The following is an 18,236-nucleotide window of genomic DNA, read 5'->3' on the forward strand; positions in this document are numbered from 1 at the left end:
CGGCCCGAGCGGGACCTCGGGACCACCCTCGTCGAGCTGGAACGGCGGGTAGACGTCCGTCATGAGGGCGGCATACGCGACCACGCGGTAGACCCAGCGGTTGAGCCCGATGACGAGGTCGAAGAGTGCCCGCGGGTAGCGGTCGGCGAACAGCAGCGACAGTCCGGCCACCAGGACGAGCAGGCCGAGCAGGCCCCACCCGAACGAGTCGTAGCGGCCCCCGTCGCCTCGCGAGGTGTTCCATGCCCACCCGCCGCCGCCGACGAGCAACCCGACGATGATGTACTGCGGGATGGCCAGCAGCCACCACTTGACGAGCACGAGGCCGCGCGAGAGCCGCTCGGGGTAGGCGATGTCGAGCCGGGCGGGATAGTCGGGCTCCGCGTCGAGGCTGAACGGTGGGTAGCGGTCGGTCCCTAGGCCGCCGTTGGTGCAGTAGTAGGACACGCGCCAGGACCAGCGCAGGACGCCGACGTTGAAGTCGAAGAGACCGCGGGGGTAGCGCGCGGTGAAGAGGATCGCGAAGAACGCGACGACACTGACCACGAAGAAGGCCAGCCACAGGAAGCCCAGAACGAAGAAGTGCGGGATCGCCAGGAACCACTTGACGAGCCAGAGCCACCGCGAGAGCGGCTCGTCGAGCCGGGCGTCGAGGGTGACCGGGCTCACGGCCCGCGGACGCGGCGGCCAGGTCCCCGGGGCCCGGTCGGCAGGAACGCCGTTGGCAGGAACGCCGTTGGCAGGAACGCCGTTGGCAGGAACGCCGTTGGCAGGAACGCCGGGGCTGGGGACCGGGGCCGTCGTCCGGGTCGACGAGGGCCGGCTGCCATTCGCGCCGCGGATGATGAGCGCGACGGCGATGCCCGTCAGGACGAGGCCGATGGCAGCCATGAGGAGGGCGAGCGGCAGCAGGAAGCCGGCGCTGACTCCGATCGTCGAGGTGACCCCGATCCCGCTGCTACCGTCGGCGTTCATCAGCACCGCGGCCCACCGACCGCCGGTGACGCGCCAGGTCAGCTGCTGCTGGCCGGTGCCCGAGGCGGACGTGGTCCAGAAGTCCTGGCTCGTCGGAGCGGCCACCCGGTTCGCTCCGGGTGTGGCGCGCACGACTGCCGTGCGGCCCACGCCGTTGCGCGGGTCCGTCAGGCCGACGACCTGGTCGTGGGCGATCCCACCGAGGTAGGCGCTCACGCGCGCGGCGGGGCCGATGCCGACGAAGACCGCCCGTCCAGTGCTGAGCGACTGAGCCGTCACCCGCACGTCCACGTTGAGGCGGTCCAGCACCCAGGACGGCACGTCGGGGCCGGTCTCGACGACGGCGTCCTCGACGGTGATGGCCGGCGACGAGCTGGAGAGGACGGGCACCGTCAGTGACACGTAGCCCGCGCTGTCCCGGCTGACCGCATATGTGATGCCGATGCCCGCCCCGCCGAAGAGCAGGGCCAGACCGGGCAGGATGAGGATGCACCCGATGATCAGGGCGGCGAGGCGCCTGCCGCCCGGATGGGCATCCGGCGTGCGCGAGGCGGGAGCGGATGGGGGGCTGCTGGCATACGACATGGTCCCAGCGACCTGACTCGGCTGTTACAGCCGCGGTGGTTGCTTCGCCGGAGCGACGCGGACGGCTTGGTCAACGTCCTGGAGTTCCCCGGTGCTCCAACGCTACTCGTCCGCGGATTCCCTTGGTCCGGAACGCATTTCATGTCGGCCCTCATTGCCCGGAACGTTTCGGGCGAACGGGACGCGTGGCCGCTCAGGAGTGCTGTCGGGTCACGCCGTCCAGGACCTCGAACGAGGCGGCGGAAGCTCCCCCGTGCGGATCAGCTCCTCCGCGATGTCGGCGAGCTTGCGGTTGGTCTCCTGACTGGCGGTGCGGAGGCGGACGAAGGCTTCCTCCGGGGTGAGCCGATGGCGTTCGAGCAGAACTCCCATGGCCATCCCGATCACCCGACTGTTGCCGAGAGCCAGCTGCAGGTTCCCGACGAGGTCTTGCGCCAGGGCGGTCTCGATCGCGATCGCCGCGTGGTCCCCGAGCAGGCGGGCCCGGGCCAGAGCGCCCTCGTCGAAGGCGTGCGCACGCGAGCTGTACGACGTCAGGACACCCAGGACCTCGTCACCCAGCTGCAACACCTGCGCGACCACGGAACGGATCGGCGTCCGAGCGATCATCTCTCTCGGGTACGAGCCGAACCGCGGTTCGTCCCTCAGGTCCGGCACGTGCACGACGGTGCGCTCGGTGAGCGCTTCGCGGCCGGGGCTCGATGGGGCCGCCATCGAGATCTCGGCCACGACGCCGAGCAGCTGCGGGTCGCTGGTGGCGTAGAACCGCGGAGCGCGGCCCACGACCTCATTGGTCACGGCCGCCACCGCCCAGTCGCAGGGCACCACCACCAGCGCATGCGCGACCACCTCGTCGACGGTGGGCCCGACGCCGTTGGTCTCGGCCAGCGAGCGGGCAAGCTGACGTAAGACGTCGTCCACGGCCGGGCCACTCGCAGCGGACGGACGGGACGGGCCCACGATCTGGAAGTCGGGACCATGAGCCGATGTGCCGGTCACCAGCACATTTTGGCACCGTTCGTTCAGCTACGAGAAGCGTTCACCCCCGACCTTGTGCGTGGCGTGGTGGTGCCGTCTGCGCGCGTTGGATCCGACGCAGCCGCGCGCCGGGGAATGCTGCAGATCGAGGACTCCGTACTGGCCGTTTCCGAGACAGACCACTTCGATGTCGAAATAATCGGGGGCGACGGCGATGCCCTCGCCAGGACTCTCCCAAAGTCGGCTCGGGTCGTCGTCTTCTGCCCCGGTCACTCCCTCATGGCCGGACGCTGGGCGCTGTCGTCGACCCCACCGCGACGACAGCGCCCGACCACTCGGAGATTCCGGCGCTGCCGCGGAGGTAGCCGGTGGCCCGCGGGCCCTGGCGCCTCGTCACGTGCCTTGCCGAGGCTCCGTCGTGAGGTAGGTGAGGGCGGCGACGACCAGGGCCGAGGTCCCGGTGTCCAGGGTGGGCTGGATGAGGGGGGCGAAGAACGGGGAGTGGTTCGGTGGCGGGGTGCTGCCGGGGGGGAACCCTCCGACGCCCCAGTAGCAGTAGGGCACGCCCAGGGCGTCCGGGATGCGGCTGAAGTCCTCGCTGGCGGTCACCCGGCCGAGCTCGACCACGCGGCCGGGGAAGTGCTCGCGGAAGGCCTGGGTGACCCGCTGGCCGACGTCGGTGTCGTTGGTGGTCAGGGGGTACTGGTCGTAGTACTCGAAGGTGGGTTCTTGGGGCGAGCCGGCGCCCTGGCACTCGGCGCGCACGATCCGCTCGATCGCGTCCAGGACGTGACGGCGCACGTCGTTGGCGTAGGCGCGCACGTTCAGCAGCAGCACGGCCCGGTCGGGGATGATGTTGCTCTTGGTCCCCGCGACGCTGCTGCCGACGGTGACCACGGCGAACTCGCCCGGCTTCGTCTCGCGGGCGACGATGGTCTGCAGCCGCAGCACGACGGACGCGGCAAGCACCACCGGGTCGACGGCCAGGTGCGGCATCGAGCCGTGCGAGCCCTTGCCGAACAGGGTGATCCGGACGCTGTCACCGGCCGACATGACCGGCCCGTCCTGGGTGCCGAGGGTGCCGGCGTCCAGGCCGAGCACGTGCTGGGCGAACGCGACCTGCGGGGTGGGGATCTTCTGCGCCAGACCGTCCGCGAGCATCCCACTGGCCCCGGCAGCGGTCTCCTCGGCCGGCTGGAACAGGGCCACGAAGGTGCCCGTCCACGCCTGCGTCCGGCCGGCCAGCAGCTCGGCGGCGCCGAGCAGGCAGGTGACGTGCACGTCGTGCCCACAGGCGTGCGAGACCCCCACGCTCGCACCGGAGTCATCGGCCACGGTCTGGGTCGAGGCATACGCCAGCCCGGTCAGCTCGGTCACCGGCAGCGCGTCCATGTCGGCCCGGGCCAGCACCGTGGCGCCGGCCCCGTTGGCCAGCACGCCCACCACGCCGCCCCCGACCGACTCGACCTCGTAGCCCAGCTCGCGCAGCCGCGCGGTGACCGCGGCCGCGGTCTGCCGCTCGTGCCCGCTCAGCTCGGGATGGGCGTGCAGGTGACGGTAGAAGTCCTCCTGCCACGACCGGGTCTGCTCCAGCGCGGCCAGCACCTCGTCAGCCGATGACATCGTCCCTCCAGCGGGTAGAGCAACCAGTGATGCTCCCCTACCCACCCCACACGCGTACCGGCGGTCTCCTAGCCGGCGGCAGCCCTGGTGCGGCCGCGGATCGATCGGGGTCCGGTGAACACCGCTGAGGTGCCGCTGCTGCTGCTGGACCTGGCCGGCACCCTGGTCTTCGCGCTCAACGGTGCGCTCACCGCGATCCGGAGCGCCCGGCTCGACATCGTCGGGGTGCTCGCGCTCGGCATGATCACCGCGATGGGCGGCGGGATCGTGCGCGATGTCCTGATCGGCTCCCTGCCACCCGCGACGTTCAGCGACTGGCGCTACCTGCTCGTCGCCGCGACCGGCGCCCTGATCGCCTTCACCTTCGCTCGCAGGCTGGACCGGCGCTCCTTCCCGATCGACGTGTTCGACGCCCTCGGCCTGAGCCTGTTCGCGGTCACCGGAGCCACCAAGGCCCTGGACATCGGACTGGGCGCCCTGCAAGCCGTGATCCTGGGAGCCGTCACCGGAGTCGGCGGCGGGACCGTGCGCGACGTCCTGATCGGCCGGGTGCCGGCCGTGCTCAGCAGCGGGCTGTACGCCATCCCCGCGCTCGTCGGTGCCGCGATCACCGTCGTCGCGGCCAAGGTCGGCCTCCAGGGTTCCGGGCCGCCCGTCGCGGCCGCCCTCGCCTGCTTCGCGATCCGCCTGATCGGCCTCCGCTTCGACCTCAACGCGCCCACACCCCGAGAACCCCGCCGAGACTGAACCCGCTGGTACTCGGGCGTCGACGATGAAGCAGACGTGTGCCACGCCCTAGGCTCGCGGCATGGGCGATCAGTCGATGACGGGCCGTACGGTGCTGGTGACCGGGGCGAGCGACGGGATCGGTGCCGAGACGGCCCGGGCGCTGGCCGCCAAGGGCGCGACGGTCCACGTGACCGGACGGTCCACCGACAAGCTACGCCCGATCGCCGAGGCTGTCGGCACCCAGCCCCTGGTCGCAGACTTCTCCCGCCTCGACGACGTCCGTCGTCTCGCCGCCCAGCTCGCGGAGCGTGTGGAGAAGGTCGACGTGCTGATGAACAACGCCGGCGGCACCTTCGCCCCCAGGAAGTTGACCCACGACGGTCACGAGCCGAACTTCCAGGTCAACCACCTGGCACCGTTCCTGCTCACCAACCTGCTCCGCGCCAAGCTGGCGGCGGCGGGCTCGTCGCTGGTCGTGAACACCTCCAGCGCCGCCAACGCCATGGGCAAGGTCGTGCTCGACGACCTCGACTACGCGCACCGCCGGGCGACCGAGTTCTCCGCCTACGGCACGGGCAAGCTGATGAACCTCGTCTTCACTCGCGGCATCGCCCAGCGGTGGTCCGAGGATGGCGTTGTCTCGGTCGCCGTTCACCCCGGCCCGGTGGGCAGCTCCTTCGGCCGCGACTCATGGGTCGTCGGCCTCCTCTACCGTTCACCCCTGAAGCGGCTGGCCACGATCAGCGTCCCTGAGGGAGCGGCGCCGCTCATCGCCCTCGCCGAGCGCGGCCCCGACCCCGAGATCAACGGTCGTTACTTCAGCCGCTTCGAGGTCAACGGCCGCGAGAACAAGCAGGCCCACGACCAGTCCGTCGTCGACGGACTGTGGGAGCGCTCGGCAGCGCTGGTCGGCCTGACCTGAGGGCTGGGCCTCGGCGTGCCCGAGGCCTCACCTCGCCACGCGTCCCGCTCAACAGGATCGTGCGCCGTCACGTCATCCGGCTTCTCACGACAGCCCAGAAGGTGGTCCTCGGATGTCGTACGCTTCCCTCATCCAGCCGTGGAGGCCACCCATGAGCAAGCTGTCGATGCACGAAGACCTCCCCTTCGACGTCGAGACGACAGAGCCCTCGATCTCGACCGGTGAGCTCCCACAGCTCGACGAGGTCAGAGCCGTCGTCACAGAGGCGTACGGCAGGTATCGGACCAACCGCGACGGAACGGTGGCCGACTACATCCCGGTCCTCGCGCAGGCCTCGCCGGACTGGTTCGGGATCGCCGTGGTCGGGGCTCGGGGAAGGTCGTTCGAGGTCGGGGACGTCGAGAGGACCTTCTCGATCCAGAGCGTCTCCAAGCCCTTCGTGTTCGCGTTGGTCTGCGACGCAATCGGATACGGCGAAGCGCGTCGCCGCCTCGGCGTCAACAGCACTGGTTTCCCCTTCGACTCGCTGATGGCGGTCGAGCTGAACATCGACCGAACGATGAACCCGTTGGTCAATGCCGGCGCGATCGCGTCGACGAGTCTGGTCCCCGGAGACACTGCCGAGGAGAAGTGGGAGCGGATCAGAGACGGGCTCTCGCGCTTCGCTGGACGTCAGCTGAGCGTGAACGAGCAGGTCTACGCCTCCGAGTCCGCTACCAACCTGCGGAACCAGGGCATCGCCCACCTGCTGGAGAGCTACGGTCGCCTGTACTTCGATCCCGACCAGGCGACCGACGTCTACACCCGCCAGTGCTCGCTGGACGTGACCGTTCATGACCTCGCGGTGATGGCTGCCACGCTGGCCAACGGCGGCGTCAACCCGCTGACGGGCGCGGTGGTGGTCGTCCCCGGAGCGTGCCGGCGCGTGCTCGCGGTCATGGCCACAGCCGGCCTCTACGAGCTGTCGGGCGACTGGCTCTACGAGATCGGGGTCCCGGGGAAGAGCGGCGTCAGTGGCGGCATCGTCACCGTCTCGCCCGGCAAGGGTGGAGTTGCGACGTTCTCCCCTCCCTTGGATGAGGCGGGAAACAGCGTTCGCGGTCAGCTCGCCACCAAGTACATCGCCGAACGGCTGGGACTGAACCTCTTCGTCTCCGAGGCGGCCCGCGGTCCCGAGGAATTGGAGGAAATGCCCCGAGATTCGTTGGTCGACAAGGCATGACGAGGCGACGTCGTCGCACCTCACGGTCCTGGACGTGGCTGGCCCAGTGGCAGCCACACGGACCTGTCGCCGTGGTGGTGCGAAGGCGGGTCCACCAGCAGTAGTGGCAGTCAGAGGTCGACCACGAGCTCACTGGCGGGCCGTGCCGAGCAGATGAGCAGCTCACTGGCACCGGGCGGCTCGAGCGGCGGCGTCTCGTACGACGCCTCCCCCGACAGCACCGCCGTCGCGCAGGTGTGGCACACGCCGGTGCGGCACGACCACTGCGTGGGCACGTCGCACGCCTCCGCGAGCTCCAGCACCGAGGCGTACCTGTCCGACCAGGCGGCCGTGAGCCCCGAGCGAGCGAAGGTCACCGCGGGGCCGACGCCCGGCGGGCCGGGCGGCTGGTGTGCCGGGCGAGCATCCGCCCCCACGATCCCCGGGTTGATAGCAGACCGCGCCCCGAATCGCTCGGTGCGTATGCGTGCTGGATCGAGGCCCACGCCGCTCAGGGCGGCCGTGACGTCGTCCATGAACGACGCGGGGCCGCATACGTAGGCGTTCGCGTCGGCCGGAAGGCCGAGCCCGGCGATCACGTCAGCGCTGAGCCGTCCCGTCCGGACCGCCGGGTCCGGGGTCGCTCGCGGTGCCGGGCGCGTGACGAAGACGAGGCAGTGCGCCCTCGGCAGCTCACCGACGAGACCGGCAACCTCGGCGGAGAAGGCCTGCTGGGATGCGTCGCGAGTCGTGTGGATCCACCACACGTCGCGAGTGCTTCGTTCGCTCGCGAGTCGGTGCAGCATCGCGAGCACCGGCGTCAGCCCGATGCCCGCGGAGACGAGAAGTACCGGGCCGGTGCCCTGCTCGAGCACGAAGTCGCCCCTCGGCGCCGCGGCCTCCAGCTGGTCGCCGAGCCGCAGGTGAGCGTGCAGGTGCGAGCTGACGAGCCCACGCGCCTCCCGCTTGACGCTGATCCGGTAGCGACCGCCGACCGGGTCGCCCGACAGCGAGTACGTCCGCACCGGAGCAGGATTGCCGGCGCCCGGGACACGGAGGGTGAGGTACTGGCCCGCCTCGTAGGCCGGTAGCGCGTCGTCCGCGGCGAGCCCGAAGGACGTCACGGTAGAGCTCTCGGCGACGACCTCTGTGACGGTCAGGGTGCGGAAGCCCGGCCACGAGGGCTGCGGGGCGATCGCGACGCCGGCCGGACGGGTCGCGCCAGGTTCGCTCTCGAGCATGCCGCGGAAGGACTCGCGCCAGCCCGGGCTGAGGGCCGGGATGTCGATGGCTGCCTCGAGCCGCGCCGCGTCGTGCCCGGGTAGGTAGAGAAGCGCATCCACGTCAGCGACGGAGAGCGCGTGTGGTCCGCGTCGGGTGCGCGTGATGTCGTCGCCCGCGCGGACGTGGCCCTCGGTCAGGACACGCAGATAGAACCCGGGACGGTGGTGGGCCACAAGCAGCGACGGCAGCGTCGGCTCTGCCATCCGCATCCCCACGCGGTAGCAGGTCACCCGTGGCTGCGTGACCTCGAACTCCGCTTCACCGATGCGGTACCGGTCGCCGATGCAGACCTCGTCGTCCGGTAGACCGTCGATCGTGAAGTTCTCCCCGAAGGCGCCGAGCCCCAGGTCGTCACGGCCGAAGAACTCCTGCCAGTGGCGGTAGGACTCCTGCTGGTAGACCAGCACGGCGCGCTGCTCGCCCCCGTGGCCCAGGCGATCGCCCTGCCCGTCACCGTCGATGTTCAGGCGGCGGACCATGCACGGCCCTGTCACCGGGCTCTTCCAGATGCCGGTATGGACCGACCTGCCGCGCCACGACACCTCCTTGGGCATCCCGACGTTGACCGAGAGCAGCGTCACCATGGCTGGTCCCTTCTCGAGGCTTCCCGGTACCGTCCGAGGACTACGCCGTGATCCTTGCGGTGAACCCCTCCGGAGTCCGGAAGAACTCGACATCCCACGTGAGCTGCCTGACGACCCAGAGACCATCGCCGTGTCCACGTCGCGGAGCCAGATAGCCGGCGAGCGGGTCGTCGAAACCCGGCCCCTCGTCGACGACCTCGCAGACGTACCGGCCCCCGACCCGACCCGCGCGGACGGCCCTGAAACCGGCGCCGTGCGTCAGCGCGTTGGCCAGGATCTCCGTGGTCGCCAAGACCATCTCGAGGATCTTGCCTGCTGGCAGTCCATGGCGGTGCATGGTCCTGACGAGCTGCTCGCGTACGGAGTCGAGGTCCCCGTCGACGGCGACCTGCTGTGCGTCCGCCAGCGGCTTGGGCGGTGCGTCCGGTCGGAACGGTTCGTCCCGGTGGTCGTAGGAGGCGCTGGCGTTCCAGACGCCGCCGGTGACGACTGCCGCGTGAGTGCGCCAGATCCCGTCCCGCACCACGTCTGGAAGCACGGCTGCCCTGTAGGAACACAGCACCCACGCCGGTAGGTGCGCGAAGGAGCGGTTGAAGACCGCCTCGTAGCCGGTCCAGATCTCCCACTCCTCGGGCACCGGGCCGAACTGGACGTCGGCGACAGCACGCAGGGAGGGGAACCGGCCGAGCTCCTCCGCGTAGACCCCGTGGTATGCGGCGAGCGTCTTGGCCGGTCTCGTGTAGGACTCGCTGACGTCGACGAAGGTGACGCTGGATGACTGCGCGCCGAGAGCGTCGCGAATCGCAGCGATCCCCGGCCGGGTGTTGGCGACAACCGCACCTTCGCCGAGCTCGAGACCCTCCTGCAGGAAGGCCACAGTGGTCTCGAGGTACTCGTCCTCGGACTCGTAGACGAACGCGTTGTGGCGCAACGCCGGGACACGTCCGGCCATCTGTGCACCCTCCGTTCCGCTCTCATCGATCCCTCCTGGCAGTAAGCCGCTGGTGTCTGGGATCAAGGAGGTCCTCGGAGTAGGGCCGGTTCGGTGAGCAAGGTACGCAGCTTGGCGAGGGCGCCGGCCTCGATCTGACGTGCCCGCTCGGCGCTCAAGCCCAGGACCGAGCCCACCTCGGCCAGCGTCTTCGCCGTCTCGCCGAGGCCGAAATGAGCCCGGATCACGGTTTGTTCCCGGTCGCTGAGCGCGTCCGTCAGCGACCGTATGTGGCGCAGATCCACGTGGTCGAGGATGATCTCGAACGCCTCGTCGGCTGCCGGGTCGGCGAGCCGCTCGCCCATCGTGCCGATCGTGCCGTCATCGAGGTCGACGGAGGATTCGAGGCTCCGAGCGGGCCGGTCGGCCGCGAGAAGCGGCTCGAGCTGCGCTCGGGTCAGGCCTGTTGCCTCCGCGAGCTCGTCGATCGTCGGCTCGCGGCCACGAGTCTGGTGGACCTGGCTGCGCGCTGCGCGAACCAGGGCGAGGCCGCGGACCGCGCGGTCCGAGAGGGCCACTGCGCGGCTCAGGTCTGCCACGAGCTCCTGCATGGCCTTGCGCACCCAGAACGAGGCATAGGCCCAGAACGGCGTTCCGAGCTGGGCGTCGTAGCGGCGCGTCGCGAACAGCAGACCGGCGACGCCCTCCTGGACGAGATCACGTCGCTCCACGCCGACCGAGCGTTGGAACCGGCGCGCCACGGCATTGATCTCCGGGAGGAACGTCTCGATGAGCAGTCGGCACGCGTCCTCGTCGCCCGCCTCCGCCGCGATGACGAGATCCCGCTCCTGCTCGACGGTGAGCCGCACGGGCCGACTCACCGGACTCGGTGACCTCGACGCGACCGCCGACGACGTGGCAGCCGAGGACGTGTCGTCCATGGTTTCTCCTCGACGCGTTGGGTCCACGGAAGTCTCCCACGCCCCGCGAGCGCCACGAAAGGGTCGGGTTTGGGTCAGGCAGGGCAACGGCTTACTGGCCGAAGTGGGGAACTCGGCTGAGGGAGAACTGCATGGGCGGCATGGTCCGACTTACCGCATCTGACCCGATGCTCCTCGGGCGAGCCGAGGAATGCTCGTCTCGACGAGGTCGTCGTTGCAGTGAGTTTCGGCGACAGCCGGGTGCCCGTCGTGAGAAGGCGACCCGGGAGTCGGGAAGTCAGCGCTCCTGGCGTATGCCGCGCGCGGCGCCCGGAACGCGAGTGCTGCATCTCCGCGGGGTCGAGGCTCCCCGGACGGTCGAGTGGCACCTGCGGCGCCCCAGGCATACGACAGTGACGCCGCCTCGACGGACGTCCAGAGGCCGCAAACCGCAACCAGGAGAAGGAGTTCCACCATGGACATGAAGCTTGAGGTCGTCGTCCTGCCCGTCGCGGACGTCGACCGCACCAAGGGGTTCTACAAGGCACTGGGTTGGCGCGAGGACGCGGATTTCGTCGGCGACGAGGACTTCCGGATCGTCCAGCTCACCCCGCCGGGATCGGCGGCATCCATCCAGTTCGGCACCCGCGTCACCACCGCCGCACCCGGGACTGCGCAGGGCCTCTACCTCGTCGTCGACGACCTCGCCGCCGCCCGGGAAGAGCTCCTTGCGCGAGGCGCCGGGGTCAGCGAGGTCTTCCACGAGCACGGCCCCGTGACCGCAGCCCGATTCGACGCGGCTGCGGCGCCCGGACGGGTGCCGGGACCGGACCCGGACGGTGGCAACTACACGTCGTTCGCCTCGTTCAGCGACCCCGACGGCAACACCTGGCTCCTGCAGCAGATCACCAGCCGGCTGCCCGGCCGCGAGTCAGGGGGTGGGATGGACGTGCCCGAGCTGGCCGAGCTCCTGCGCGACGCCGAGGAGCACCACGGGCGGTATGAACCGAGCGCTCCCCAGCACCACTGGTCCGACTGGTACGCGGCATACATCGTGGCGCGCCAGCACGGTCGCAGCCCGGACGCCGCCTACACCGAGGCGTCCAACGCCCTTGGAGGCGAGGGACATGAGTGACCACGACGTCGTGGTCCTCGGCGGCGGGGCGCCTGGAGAGCACTGCGCCGCGGCCCCGGCAGCCGGAGGACTGCAGGTGGCCCTGCAGCCGCGGGCGACCGGCCGGGCTCGTTGTAGCCGTCCTTCATCCTCCGCTCCTTGCGCTCGAGCTGTCGAAACACCACGACACTCGCGCTCCCGCCCGGGCGCCCGCCCCAGGGAGAACCACTGGTCGCTCCATACCAGTGACGCACGGTGGTGAAGCACGCGGTCGCCGGGCCGACCATTGACGTGACACCGTCGAAAGAGCTGCCGGAGGATGACATGGGGCAAACCGAATACCTCGTGACGATGACCACCCACGTGCCTGACGGCGTGAGCGCCGCAGAGGTCGCTGACGTCCGGGCGCTGGAGGCTGCCAACACCGGCCGGCTAGCGCAGCAGGGCAGCCTGCGACGACTGTGGCGCCCGCCGCTTGGTCCCGACGAGTGGCGCACACTGGGCCTGTTCGCCGCGAACGACGACGCGGGGCTGGAGGAGGTCCTGTCCTCGATGCCGTTGCGCAGGTGGCGAACCGACGAGGTCACGCCACTCGCGCTCCACCCGAGCGACCCGGGCCCCGACTCGGTGCCACGCGACCCGTCGAAAGCCGAGTTCCTCACGACCTTAACGGTCACCCCACCCACCGGCGCCGACGTCGAGGACGTCACCACCCGCGAGGCACTGCGCGCCGGTCAGCTGGCCGACGAAGGCAAGCTGCGGCGGCTGTGGCTGCTCCCAGGCGAAGGCCACGCCCTCGGTCTCTGGCAGGCCCGCGACTCGGATGAGATCGCCGCGCTGCAGGACTCCCTGCCGATGACAGGCGCCGGCTGGTTGGCGATCGACACCGTGCCGCTCGACCCGCACCCGAGCGACCCCGCGTCCTCGGGGGTCGCCTAGGAACGGGTCGAGGTCTATGGGCTTCTGCCCGGATGAGGTTGACGCAACCGACTCGAGTGGCCCGACCCAGGCCGACGGTACGGTTCAGCTGGTCGAGCGGCCGCCCAGTTTGTCACGGAGCCGGTCCACCATGCCCACGCCGGGACCCGCGAGCTTGTGGAAGAGCTCGTTGTTGGGCGCAGCAGGGTGAGGACGCGTCGGCGCAAGCTTCTTCGCCGCCTCGACCTTCTCTCCGAGCTCCACCAGCTCGGGGCGCGGCAGCGCGGCGCGAAGCTGCGGCAGGTGCTCGCCCTCCTCGTCGGCGATGTGGTCGGAAAGGACCGTTTCGAGCGTGCGAAGCAGCTCGGCGAACCGAGGGTCTGCCCCGTCGACGCCTTCGAGGTCCTTCATCGTCTCCTCGAGCTGCTGGTGCTCCTGCAGGTCGTGGTTCACCGCGGCCTCGCCGTCGGGCAGGTACTGCTTCATGGCCGGGTAGACGTACATCTCCTCCGCCACGGCGTGCCGAACCAGCTCCGCGATGAGCGTGTCAGCCATGTCCCGACGTGAACTCGGCTCCAGGGTCTCCCAGATCTCGGCGATGAGCGCCTGCGCCTCACGATGATCCGCGGTCAGCACGTCCACGACGTCCTCCCCCGCGTCCGACGCGTCGCTGGGCTTGCCACTGTCCCCGCGGGACAGCGCAGCGTCCTCCACGCCGGGCGTCCCCAGGGACAGGTCTTCGTTGACCTCACCCCGCCAGGCACCGGTCTCGCCGCCACGCGACTCGAGAAATGACTTGAACCTGGCGAGGTCTGCCTCTGCTTGCCGGCCCACGACGTTGAGAGCGTCGCCCGCCTTCTCCACCATGCCTTCCGGCTCGAACTCGAGATGCAGGGTCACCAACGTCCGGTCAGGCCCGTTCGGGATGAAGTGAACGGCCCCGGCGTTGGTCGCGCCGCCGACCGCGGCCCACGCCACCTTCTGGTCCGCCACCTGCTCGAGGATCTCCGCGTCCCACTCCCGCCGGACGCCAGCGATCTGCGCGACCCAGTGCAGAGTGGTGTCGTCGACTTGCGTCACCGTCTCGACCCCGCCCATGAACTGCGGGAACTCCTCGAACTGCGTCCATTGGTTGTACGCGCTCCGCACCGGCGCTTCCACTTCAATGGATTTCTCGACCGTGGTCGTCATGGGCCATCTCCTCCACTTCCATGTCTTGGTTCCCGACCCCTACCCAACTCGGCGGCGCAGCGGCGGCCTCGCCGATGAAGAATGGGGGTCGCCAAGCACGACCTCAGCGCAGGAAGTGTCCCGGCATTCGGGTGGTTTCCCCGGCGCTGCTCAACCGGTCTGCCCCTGCTCGCGGCTCTCGGCGACGCGGTGCTGCACCCGCAGGAGGCGGATGCCGGTGACGAGCACGAGTCCACCCACGAGGTTGCCGAAGGCCGACCAGCCGAGCGCCCTCAACCAGTCGAGGTAGCCGTAGTCGGCATCGCCGGTCAAGAGCCCCGCGAACATCAGGATCGAGTCCAGCACCGAGTGGAAGAGCTGGGCACCGACGAGCACGAACGACATCAGCACCGCAGGCACCAGGCGGACCCCCAGGCTCTCGGTCGCGTGCTGCATCCGCGTCAACAAGGTGATCACCGCCCCGGCAAGCACCGCCAGGAAGAAGGAGCGCCAGGAGACGCCGAGGTGCGCATAGTGAGAGCCGGCCTGCACGGCCGCCTCGTGCACGTCCGGCAGCGCCAGCACGATCATTCCCGCCATGGCGAACCCTGCGACCAAGTTGGCCGTCAACGAGACGACCCACAGCCTCATGAGCTGACCGAGCGTCCCGACCTTGGCGACGACGGACGTGACCGGCACCAGGAAGTTCTCGGTGAACAACTCGCTCTTGGCAAGCAGGAGGGCCACGAAGCCAATCGGGAATGCCACGGACGCGAGCAACGGGTTGCCGGTCTCTGCGTCCACCACGAGGTAGATCAGGACTCCCACCCCCACGTCGACCCCACCCAGCAGCCCTGTCGACAGCAGGGGCAGCAGCGGCCGGTCCAGCCGCTCGTGACCCTCGGCGACCAGACGTTCGTAGGCCTCCTCCAGCACCGGTTCCGATCGGGAGCCCTTGGGTGCGGCGAGGTCCCCGGAACCACCGGACGGCCGGCTCACCAGAGGAACCCGGGGCCGGATGGACGTGAGCTCATACCAGCACGCTATCCGCCGAACGATGCCGCGACCGGAGCGCGCGTGCCGTCATGCCCTCCTGTGTCCTCGGGACGCTCCGCGGGATCGGCCATTCCCCGACCGCGGCTGCGACTACGGGTCGAGGATGGGGTCATGGTCCGTCCGGTGACGGTGATGAGGGCCCTGCCGTTGACCACGGGGTTGGTTGCCACCGTGCTGTTGCTGTCGGTGCTGACCCGGACCCTGTGGGATCCGCTGGCGAGCCGGCCAATGGCTCCCTCCACGTCGTACGGGTTGCCGTCGATCGAGGACGGGGCCTGGTGGACCGTGCTGACGGGAGCCTTCTTCGCGCTTGAACCCGTCCAGTATGTGCCGATCCTGCTGGGCCTCGCCGTTCTTGGTGGTTTCGCTGAGTGGCGACTCGGGACGGGCCAGGCTGTCTTCGCGCTGGTGTCATGTCACGTGTTCGCCGTGCTGGCCACCGCCGCCGTCCTGTGGGTGACGCGAAACCACGGGTACGCCTGGACGACGACGCTCGCCCGCGTCAGGGACGCGGGGCCCTCGGCTGCATTCCTCGGCGCGGCGGCCGCGGCTTCGGTCACGTTGTCGCCCCCCTGGCGTGGTCGGCTGCGCGCTGTCCTGGTCGTCTACGTCCTGCTCTTCGTGGTGCACATGGGCGCCCTGGCGGATCTCGAACACGTCTTCGCGGTCGGGTTCGGGCTCGTCATCGGCCCGCTGCTGCAACACCGACCCCCTCGGCTCAGTGCCCGGCGGCTCACTCGGCGCGACTACCGGCTGCTCGCCTCCGGCTTCTTCGTCATCGCCGCAGTAGAGGCCGTGATCCAGAACTTCACGAGGGAGGAGGGACCACTTGCCGTGACGCTCTCGCTTCAGGCGCGCACCGACGAGCTGTCACACCGCAACCTGTTCGCTCCTGTCGTGCTCGGCATCCTCTGGCTCTGGCTGGCCCGCAGCCTCTACAAGGGCCGTCGACGCGCGTGGTTCTGGGCCGTGGCGCTGCTGACGGGCGTGGTTGCGCTCCAGATCGCCAACTTCGTGTGGATGGTCGCGGTCGGCGAGCCCGGTCTCGTGGCGGCCTCGTACGACCTGGTGCTGAACTCGCTCGGCCTCGGCCTGCTCATCGTGGGCCGCCGGGCCTTCCGCAACCCGTCGCCGCGGCGAGCCCGGCGCACCTTCGGCAGCCTCGTGGCCCCGGCCGATGACGACCAGCGGCGGCACGCCACCCAGTTGCTGCGCGATGAGGGAACGGTCAACCGACTCGCCTGGATGACGACCTGGCCCGAGAATCGCTGGTTCACCAGTCCACAACGTCCAGGCTACGTCGCCTATCGCGTGCACGCCGGGGTGGCCGTCGGGTTGTGCGACCCCGTCGCGGCCACCGAAGGCGACCGGTCGGCACTGCTCGCCGAGTTCGCCGAGAAGGTGCACGCTCAGGGTCTCGTGCCGTGTCTGTTCACCGTGAGTGCCGAGGCCTCACGACACGCCCGCGCGCAGGGCTGGCACAGCCTCCAGGTCGCCGAGGAGGCGGTCATCGAGCTCGCCGCCCTGGACTTCGTCGGTAAGGCATGGCAGGACGTCCGCACGGCCCTCAACCAAGCGGCGAAGCAGGACATTCACCTCAATCTGGGGCCGCTGGTCCAGATGCCGCGCGGGCTGCAGATGCAGGTGAAAGCCATCTCGTCGGCGTGGGTCGAGGACAAGGGTCTGCCGGAGATGGGGTTCACCTTGGGGGGCGTCGACGAGGCGCTCGACCCAAGGGTGCGTGTGGGACTTGCAATGGACGCCGATCGAACGGTCCACGGCGTCACGTCGTGGATGCCGATCCACGATGTCGGGGGCGGGGAACCTGTCGGCTGGACGCTGGATGTCATGCGTCGGCTCCCCGGCGGGTTCCGCTACTCGATGGAGTTCCTCATCGCGTCGGCATGCCGGACTTTCCGCGACGAGGGGTGCTCGACCGTCTCGCTCTCGGGTGCGCCGCTCGCCCGCAGCGCGGGCGCCGGCGAGGATCTGGACCGCGGCACGCTCGACGCGTTTCTCGATCGGCTGGGCGCGACGCTCGAGCCCTACTACGGGTTCCGCTCCCTGCACGCATTCAAAGCCAAGTTCCAGCCCACCAGCTATCCCCTCTACCTCGTCTTCCCCGACGAGGCGGCGCTACCGAGGATCGGGCTGGCCCTCAGTCGCGCCTACCTTCCTGAAGCCGGACTACGTGACCTCGTGACGATGGCACGCCCGGCCCACGAGTGAGCCCGGATGTCGAGAGATGGCACTGGCCGGCTCTGGTGAGGCTACGGGCAGCACCCCGTGATCGCCTCTCGCGCCCCAGCTCCCGTCCGCACGTCCGTGGACAGCCACGAGAAGCTCATGACCGTTGCGGGCGTGGAAGGTCCACCCCGGCGCCGCGACGGAATCGCGACGAAGGTGGTGACGGCGACCACGCCGGGGCACGAGCACCGCGTTGGCGTCTGGACCGGGGCGCCAGCATCGGCGTAGCCTCCGACGGACTGGCCAAGGGAGGCATCATGTCGAACCTCGTCGTCCACTTCGAGATCCACGCGTCCGAGCCGCAACGGCTCATCGACTTCTACGCCGAGCTGCTCGGGTGGACGTTCACACAGTTCGGGGACATGCCGTACTGGGCTATCGACACCGGTGACGGAGCCATCGGAATGGACGCACCCGGGCGCGGCATCAACGGCGGACTAACCCAACGACAAGGCCCGCCGCCCGAGCGCGGAGCACCGGTCAACGGGTCGAACTTCGTCGTCGGCGTCGCTGGCAATGTCGACGAGGTGTTCCGAAAGGGCCTCCGGCTCGGCGGCACCGAGGCGCTCCCACTCGCCGACATGGAAGGCGTCGGCCGCGTGGGATACCTCCTCGACCCCGACCACAACGTTTTCGGACTCATCTCTCCGGTGCTCTCCGACGGCAGGGACGCAACGAGCGGGTAGGCCGTCGGGCCCAACGGCGTCGCGACGCACCATCTGCATGCGCGGCGGTTCTTTCCGGGTGCAGCGTGCCCGCCGAAACCCCCGAGTCGGTACGCGGGCTGCGCCACCAGCCGTGGTCGCTCACCGGCGTGGACCCCCGCCACGAATCAGAACCACAGCTTGTCGGGCGCCCCCTGCCCCGCCACGTGCACCGGCCCCCACGAACCTTCCTGTGGGATGCGTTGACGATCGGTTCAGCTGGGAGCGACACCGTGGAATGGTGGGGGCGGAGCGGGGTTCACGGACGGGGGGGGGGGGGGGGGGGGGGGGGGGG

The 18,236-nt window shown here is 69.8% G+C and carries 15 protein-coding genes; 7 read left to right on the forward strand and 8 right to left on the reverse strand.

The window, feature by feature from the left end; genetic code table 11:
* The 3 genes from AC3WRT_RS14475 to AC3WRT_RS14485 form a co-directional block, all read right to left on the reverse strand.
* Positions 1-1,560, reverse strand: a 1,560-nt coding sequence (locus tag AC3WRT_RS14475; RefSeq protein ID WP_492723039.1) for a DUF4389 domain-containing protein, incomplete at its 3' end; no start/stop codon positions are given.
* A 210-nt stretch (positions 1,561-1,770) separates the two neighbouring features.
* Positions 1,771-2,559, reverse strand: a complete 789-nt coding sequence (locus AC3WRT_RS14480; RefSeq protein ID WP_492723041.1) for a GAF and ANTAR domain-containing protein — start codon at positions 2,557-2,559, stop codon at positions 1,771-1,773.
* 372 nt (positions 2,560-2,931) lie between these two features.
* The gene (locus tag AC3WRT_RS14485; RefSeq protein ID WP_492723043.1) at positions 2,932-4,161 is read right to left on the reverse strand and encodes an amidohydrolase; all 1,230 of its coding nucleotides are present in this window, start codon (positions 4,159-4,161) and stop codon (positions 2,932-2,934) included.
* Positions 4,162-4,275: 114 nt separating this feature from the next.
* Here AC3WRT_RS14485 and AC3WRT_RS14490 point away from each other — a divergent pair, with 114 nt between their 5' ends.
* From AC3WRT_RS14490 to glsA, 3 genes are all read left to right on the forward strand, one after another.
* Entirely contained in the window at positions 4,276-4,908 is a 633-nt protein-coding gene (locus AC3WRT_RS14490; RefSeq protein WP_492723045.1) for a trimeric intracellular cation channel family protein, read from the forward strand.
* 61 nt (positions 4,909-4,969) lie between these two features.
* The gene (locus AC3WRT_RS14495; RefSeq protein WP_492723047.1) at positions 4,970-5,812 is read left to right on the forward strand and encodes an SDR family NAD(P)-dependent oxidoreductase; all 843 of its coding nucleotides are present in this window, start codon (positions 4,970-4,972) and stop codon (positions 5,810-5,812) included.
* 151 nt (positions 5,813-5,963) lie between these two features.
* On the forward strand, positions 5,964-7,034 hold the full coding sequence (glsA, locus tag AC3WRT_RS14500; RefSeq protein WP_492723049.1) for a glutaminase A: 1,071 nt from the start codon (positions 5,964-5,966) through the stop codon (positions 7,032-7,034).
* 110 nt (positions 7,035-7,144) lie between these two features.
* On the opposite strand, the gene AC3WRT_RS14505 is transcribed toward glsA, so the two are convergent.
* The 3 genes from AC3WRT_RS14505 to AC3WRT_RS14515 all read right to left on the reverse strand — a co-directional run bounded on the left by AC3WRT_RS14505 (position 7,145) and on the right by AC3WRT_RS14515 (position 10,753).
* Positions 7,145-8,881, reverse strand: coding sequence for an MOSC domain-containing protein (locus AC3WRT_RS14505; RefSeq protein ID WP_492723051.1), 1,737 nt, complete (start codon positions 8,879-8,881; stop codon positions 7,145-7,147).
* 40 nt (positions 8,882-8,921) lie between these two features.
* On the reverse strand, positions 8,922-9,833 hold the full coding sequence (locus tag AC3WRT_RS14510) for an anti-sigma factor RsbA family regulatory protein (RefSeq protein WP_492723053.1): 912 nt from the start codon (positions 9,831-9,833) through the stop codon (positions 8,922-8,924).
* 62 nt (positions 9,834-9,895) lie between these two features.
* Positions 9,896-10,753, reverse strand: coding sequence for a sigma-70 family RNA polymerase sigma factor (locus tag AC3WRT_RS14515; protein WP_492723055.1), 858 nt, complete (start codon positions 10,751-10,753; stop codon positions 9,896-9,898).
* Positions 10,754-11,207: 454 nt separating this feature from the next.
* Here AC3WRT_RS14515 and AC3WRT_RS14520 point away from each other — a divergent pair, with 454 nt between their 5' ends.
* Entirely contained in the window at positions 11,208-11,867 is a 660-nt protein-coding gene (locus AC3WRT_RS14520) for a VOC family protein (RefSeq protein ID WP_492723057.1), read from the forward strand.
* Between the two features lie 303 nt (positions 11,868-12,170).
* Positions 12,171-12,785: a muconolactone Delta-isomerase family protein gene (locus AC3WRT_RS14525; protein WP_492723059.1), complete on the forward strand. Its 615-nt coding sequence runs from the start codon at positions 12,171-12,173 to the stop codon at positions 12,783-12,785.
* Positions 12,786-12,869: 84 nt separating this feature from the next.
* On the opposite strand, the gene AC3WRT_RS14530 is transcribed toward AC3WRT_RS14525, so the two are convergent.
* Together AC3WRT_RS14530 and AC3WRT_RS14535 are read right to left on the reverse strand one after the other, a co-directional pair.
* Positions 12,870-13,955 carry a hemerythrin domain-containing protein gene (locus AC3WRT_RS14530; RefSeq protein ID WP_492723061.1) on the reverse strand — a complete coding sequence of 362 codons (1,086 nt, stop codon included), beginning with the start codon at positions 13,953-13,955 and terminating at the stop codon, positions 12,870-12,872.
* 150 nt (positions 13,956-14,105) lie between these two features.
* Complete coding sequence (locus AC3WRT_RS14535) at positions 14,106-14,933, reverse strand: formate/nitrite transporter family protein (RefSeq protein WP_492723064.1); 828 nt, start codon at positions 14,931-14,933, stop codon at positions 14,106-14,108.
* Positions 14,934-15,101: 168 nt separating this feature from the next.
* Between AC3WRT_RS14535 and AC3WRT_RS14540 the strand changes: the two genes are divergently transcribed.
* On the forward strand, positions 15,102-17,219 hold the full coding sequence (locus tag AC3WRT_RS14540; RefSeq protein WP_492723066.1) for a bifunctional lysylphosphatidylglycerol flippase/synthetase MprF: 2,118 nt from the start codon (positions 15,102-15,104) through the stop codon (positions 17,217-17,219).
* A gap of 275 nt (positions 17,220-17,494) precedes the next feature.
* Positions 17,495-17,923 carry a VOC family protein gene (locus AC3WRT_RS14545; protein WP_492723068.1) on the forward strand — a complete coding sequence of 143 codons (429 nt, stop codon included), beginning with the start codon at positions 17,495-17,497 and terminating at the stop codon, positions 17,921-17,923.
* Positions 17,924-18,236: the final 313 nt, after the last annotated feature.

It is taken from the genome of Terrabacter sp. FW104-15G4B (assembly GCF_058790095.1).

Coding starts and splice junctions, on each gene's coding strand:
- AC3WRT_RS14510 (WP_492723053.1), bottom strand. CDS start 9,833: ATGGCCGGACGTGTCCCGGCGTTGCGCCACAACGCGTTCGTCTACGAG.
- AC3WRT_RS14545 (WP_492723068.1), top strand. CDS start 17,495: ATGTCGAACCTCGTCGTCCACTTCGAGATCCACGCGTCCGAGCCGCAA.
- glsA (WP_492723049.1), top strand. CDS start 5,964: ATGAGCAAGCTGTCGATGCACGAAGACCTCCCCTTCGACGTCGAGACG.
- AC3WRT_RS14525 (WP_492723059.1), top strand. CDS start 12,171: ATGGGGCAAACCGAATACCTCGTGACGATGACCACCCACGTGCCTGAC.
- AC3WRT_RS14495 (WP_492723047.1), top strand. CDS start 4,970: ATGGGCGATCAGTCGATGACGGGCCGTACGGTGCTGGTGACCGGGGCG.
- AC3WRT_RS14530 (WP_492723061.1), bottom strand. CDS start 13,955: ATGACGACCACGGTCGAGAAATCCATTGAAGTGGAAGCGCCGGTGCGG.
- AC3WRT_RS14505 (WP_492723051.1), bottom strand. CDS start 8,881: ATGGTGACGCTGCTCTCGGTCAACGTCGGGATGCCCAAGGAGGTGTCG.
- AC3WRT_RS14520 (WP_492723057.1), top strand. CDS start 11,208: ATGGACATGAAGCTTGAGGTCGTCGTCCTGCCCGTCGCGGACGTCGAC.
- AC3WRT_RS14515 (WP_492723055.1), bottom strand. CDS start 10,753: ATGGACGACACGTCCTCGGCTGCCACGTCGTCGGCGGTCGCGTCGAGG.
- AC3WRT_RS14540 (WP_492723066.1), top strand. CDS start 15,102: ATGGTCCGTCCGGTGACGGTGATGAGGGCCCTGCCGTTGACCACGGGG.
- AC3WRT_RS14485 (WP_492723043.1), bottom strand. CDS start 4,161: ATGTCATCGGCTGACGAGGTGCTGGCCGCGCTGGAGCAGACCCGGTCG.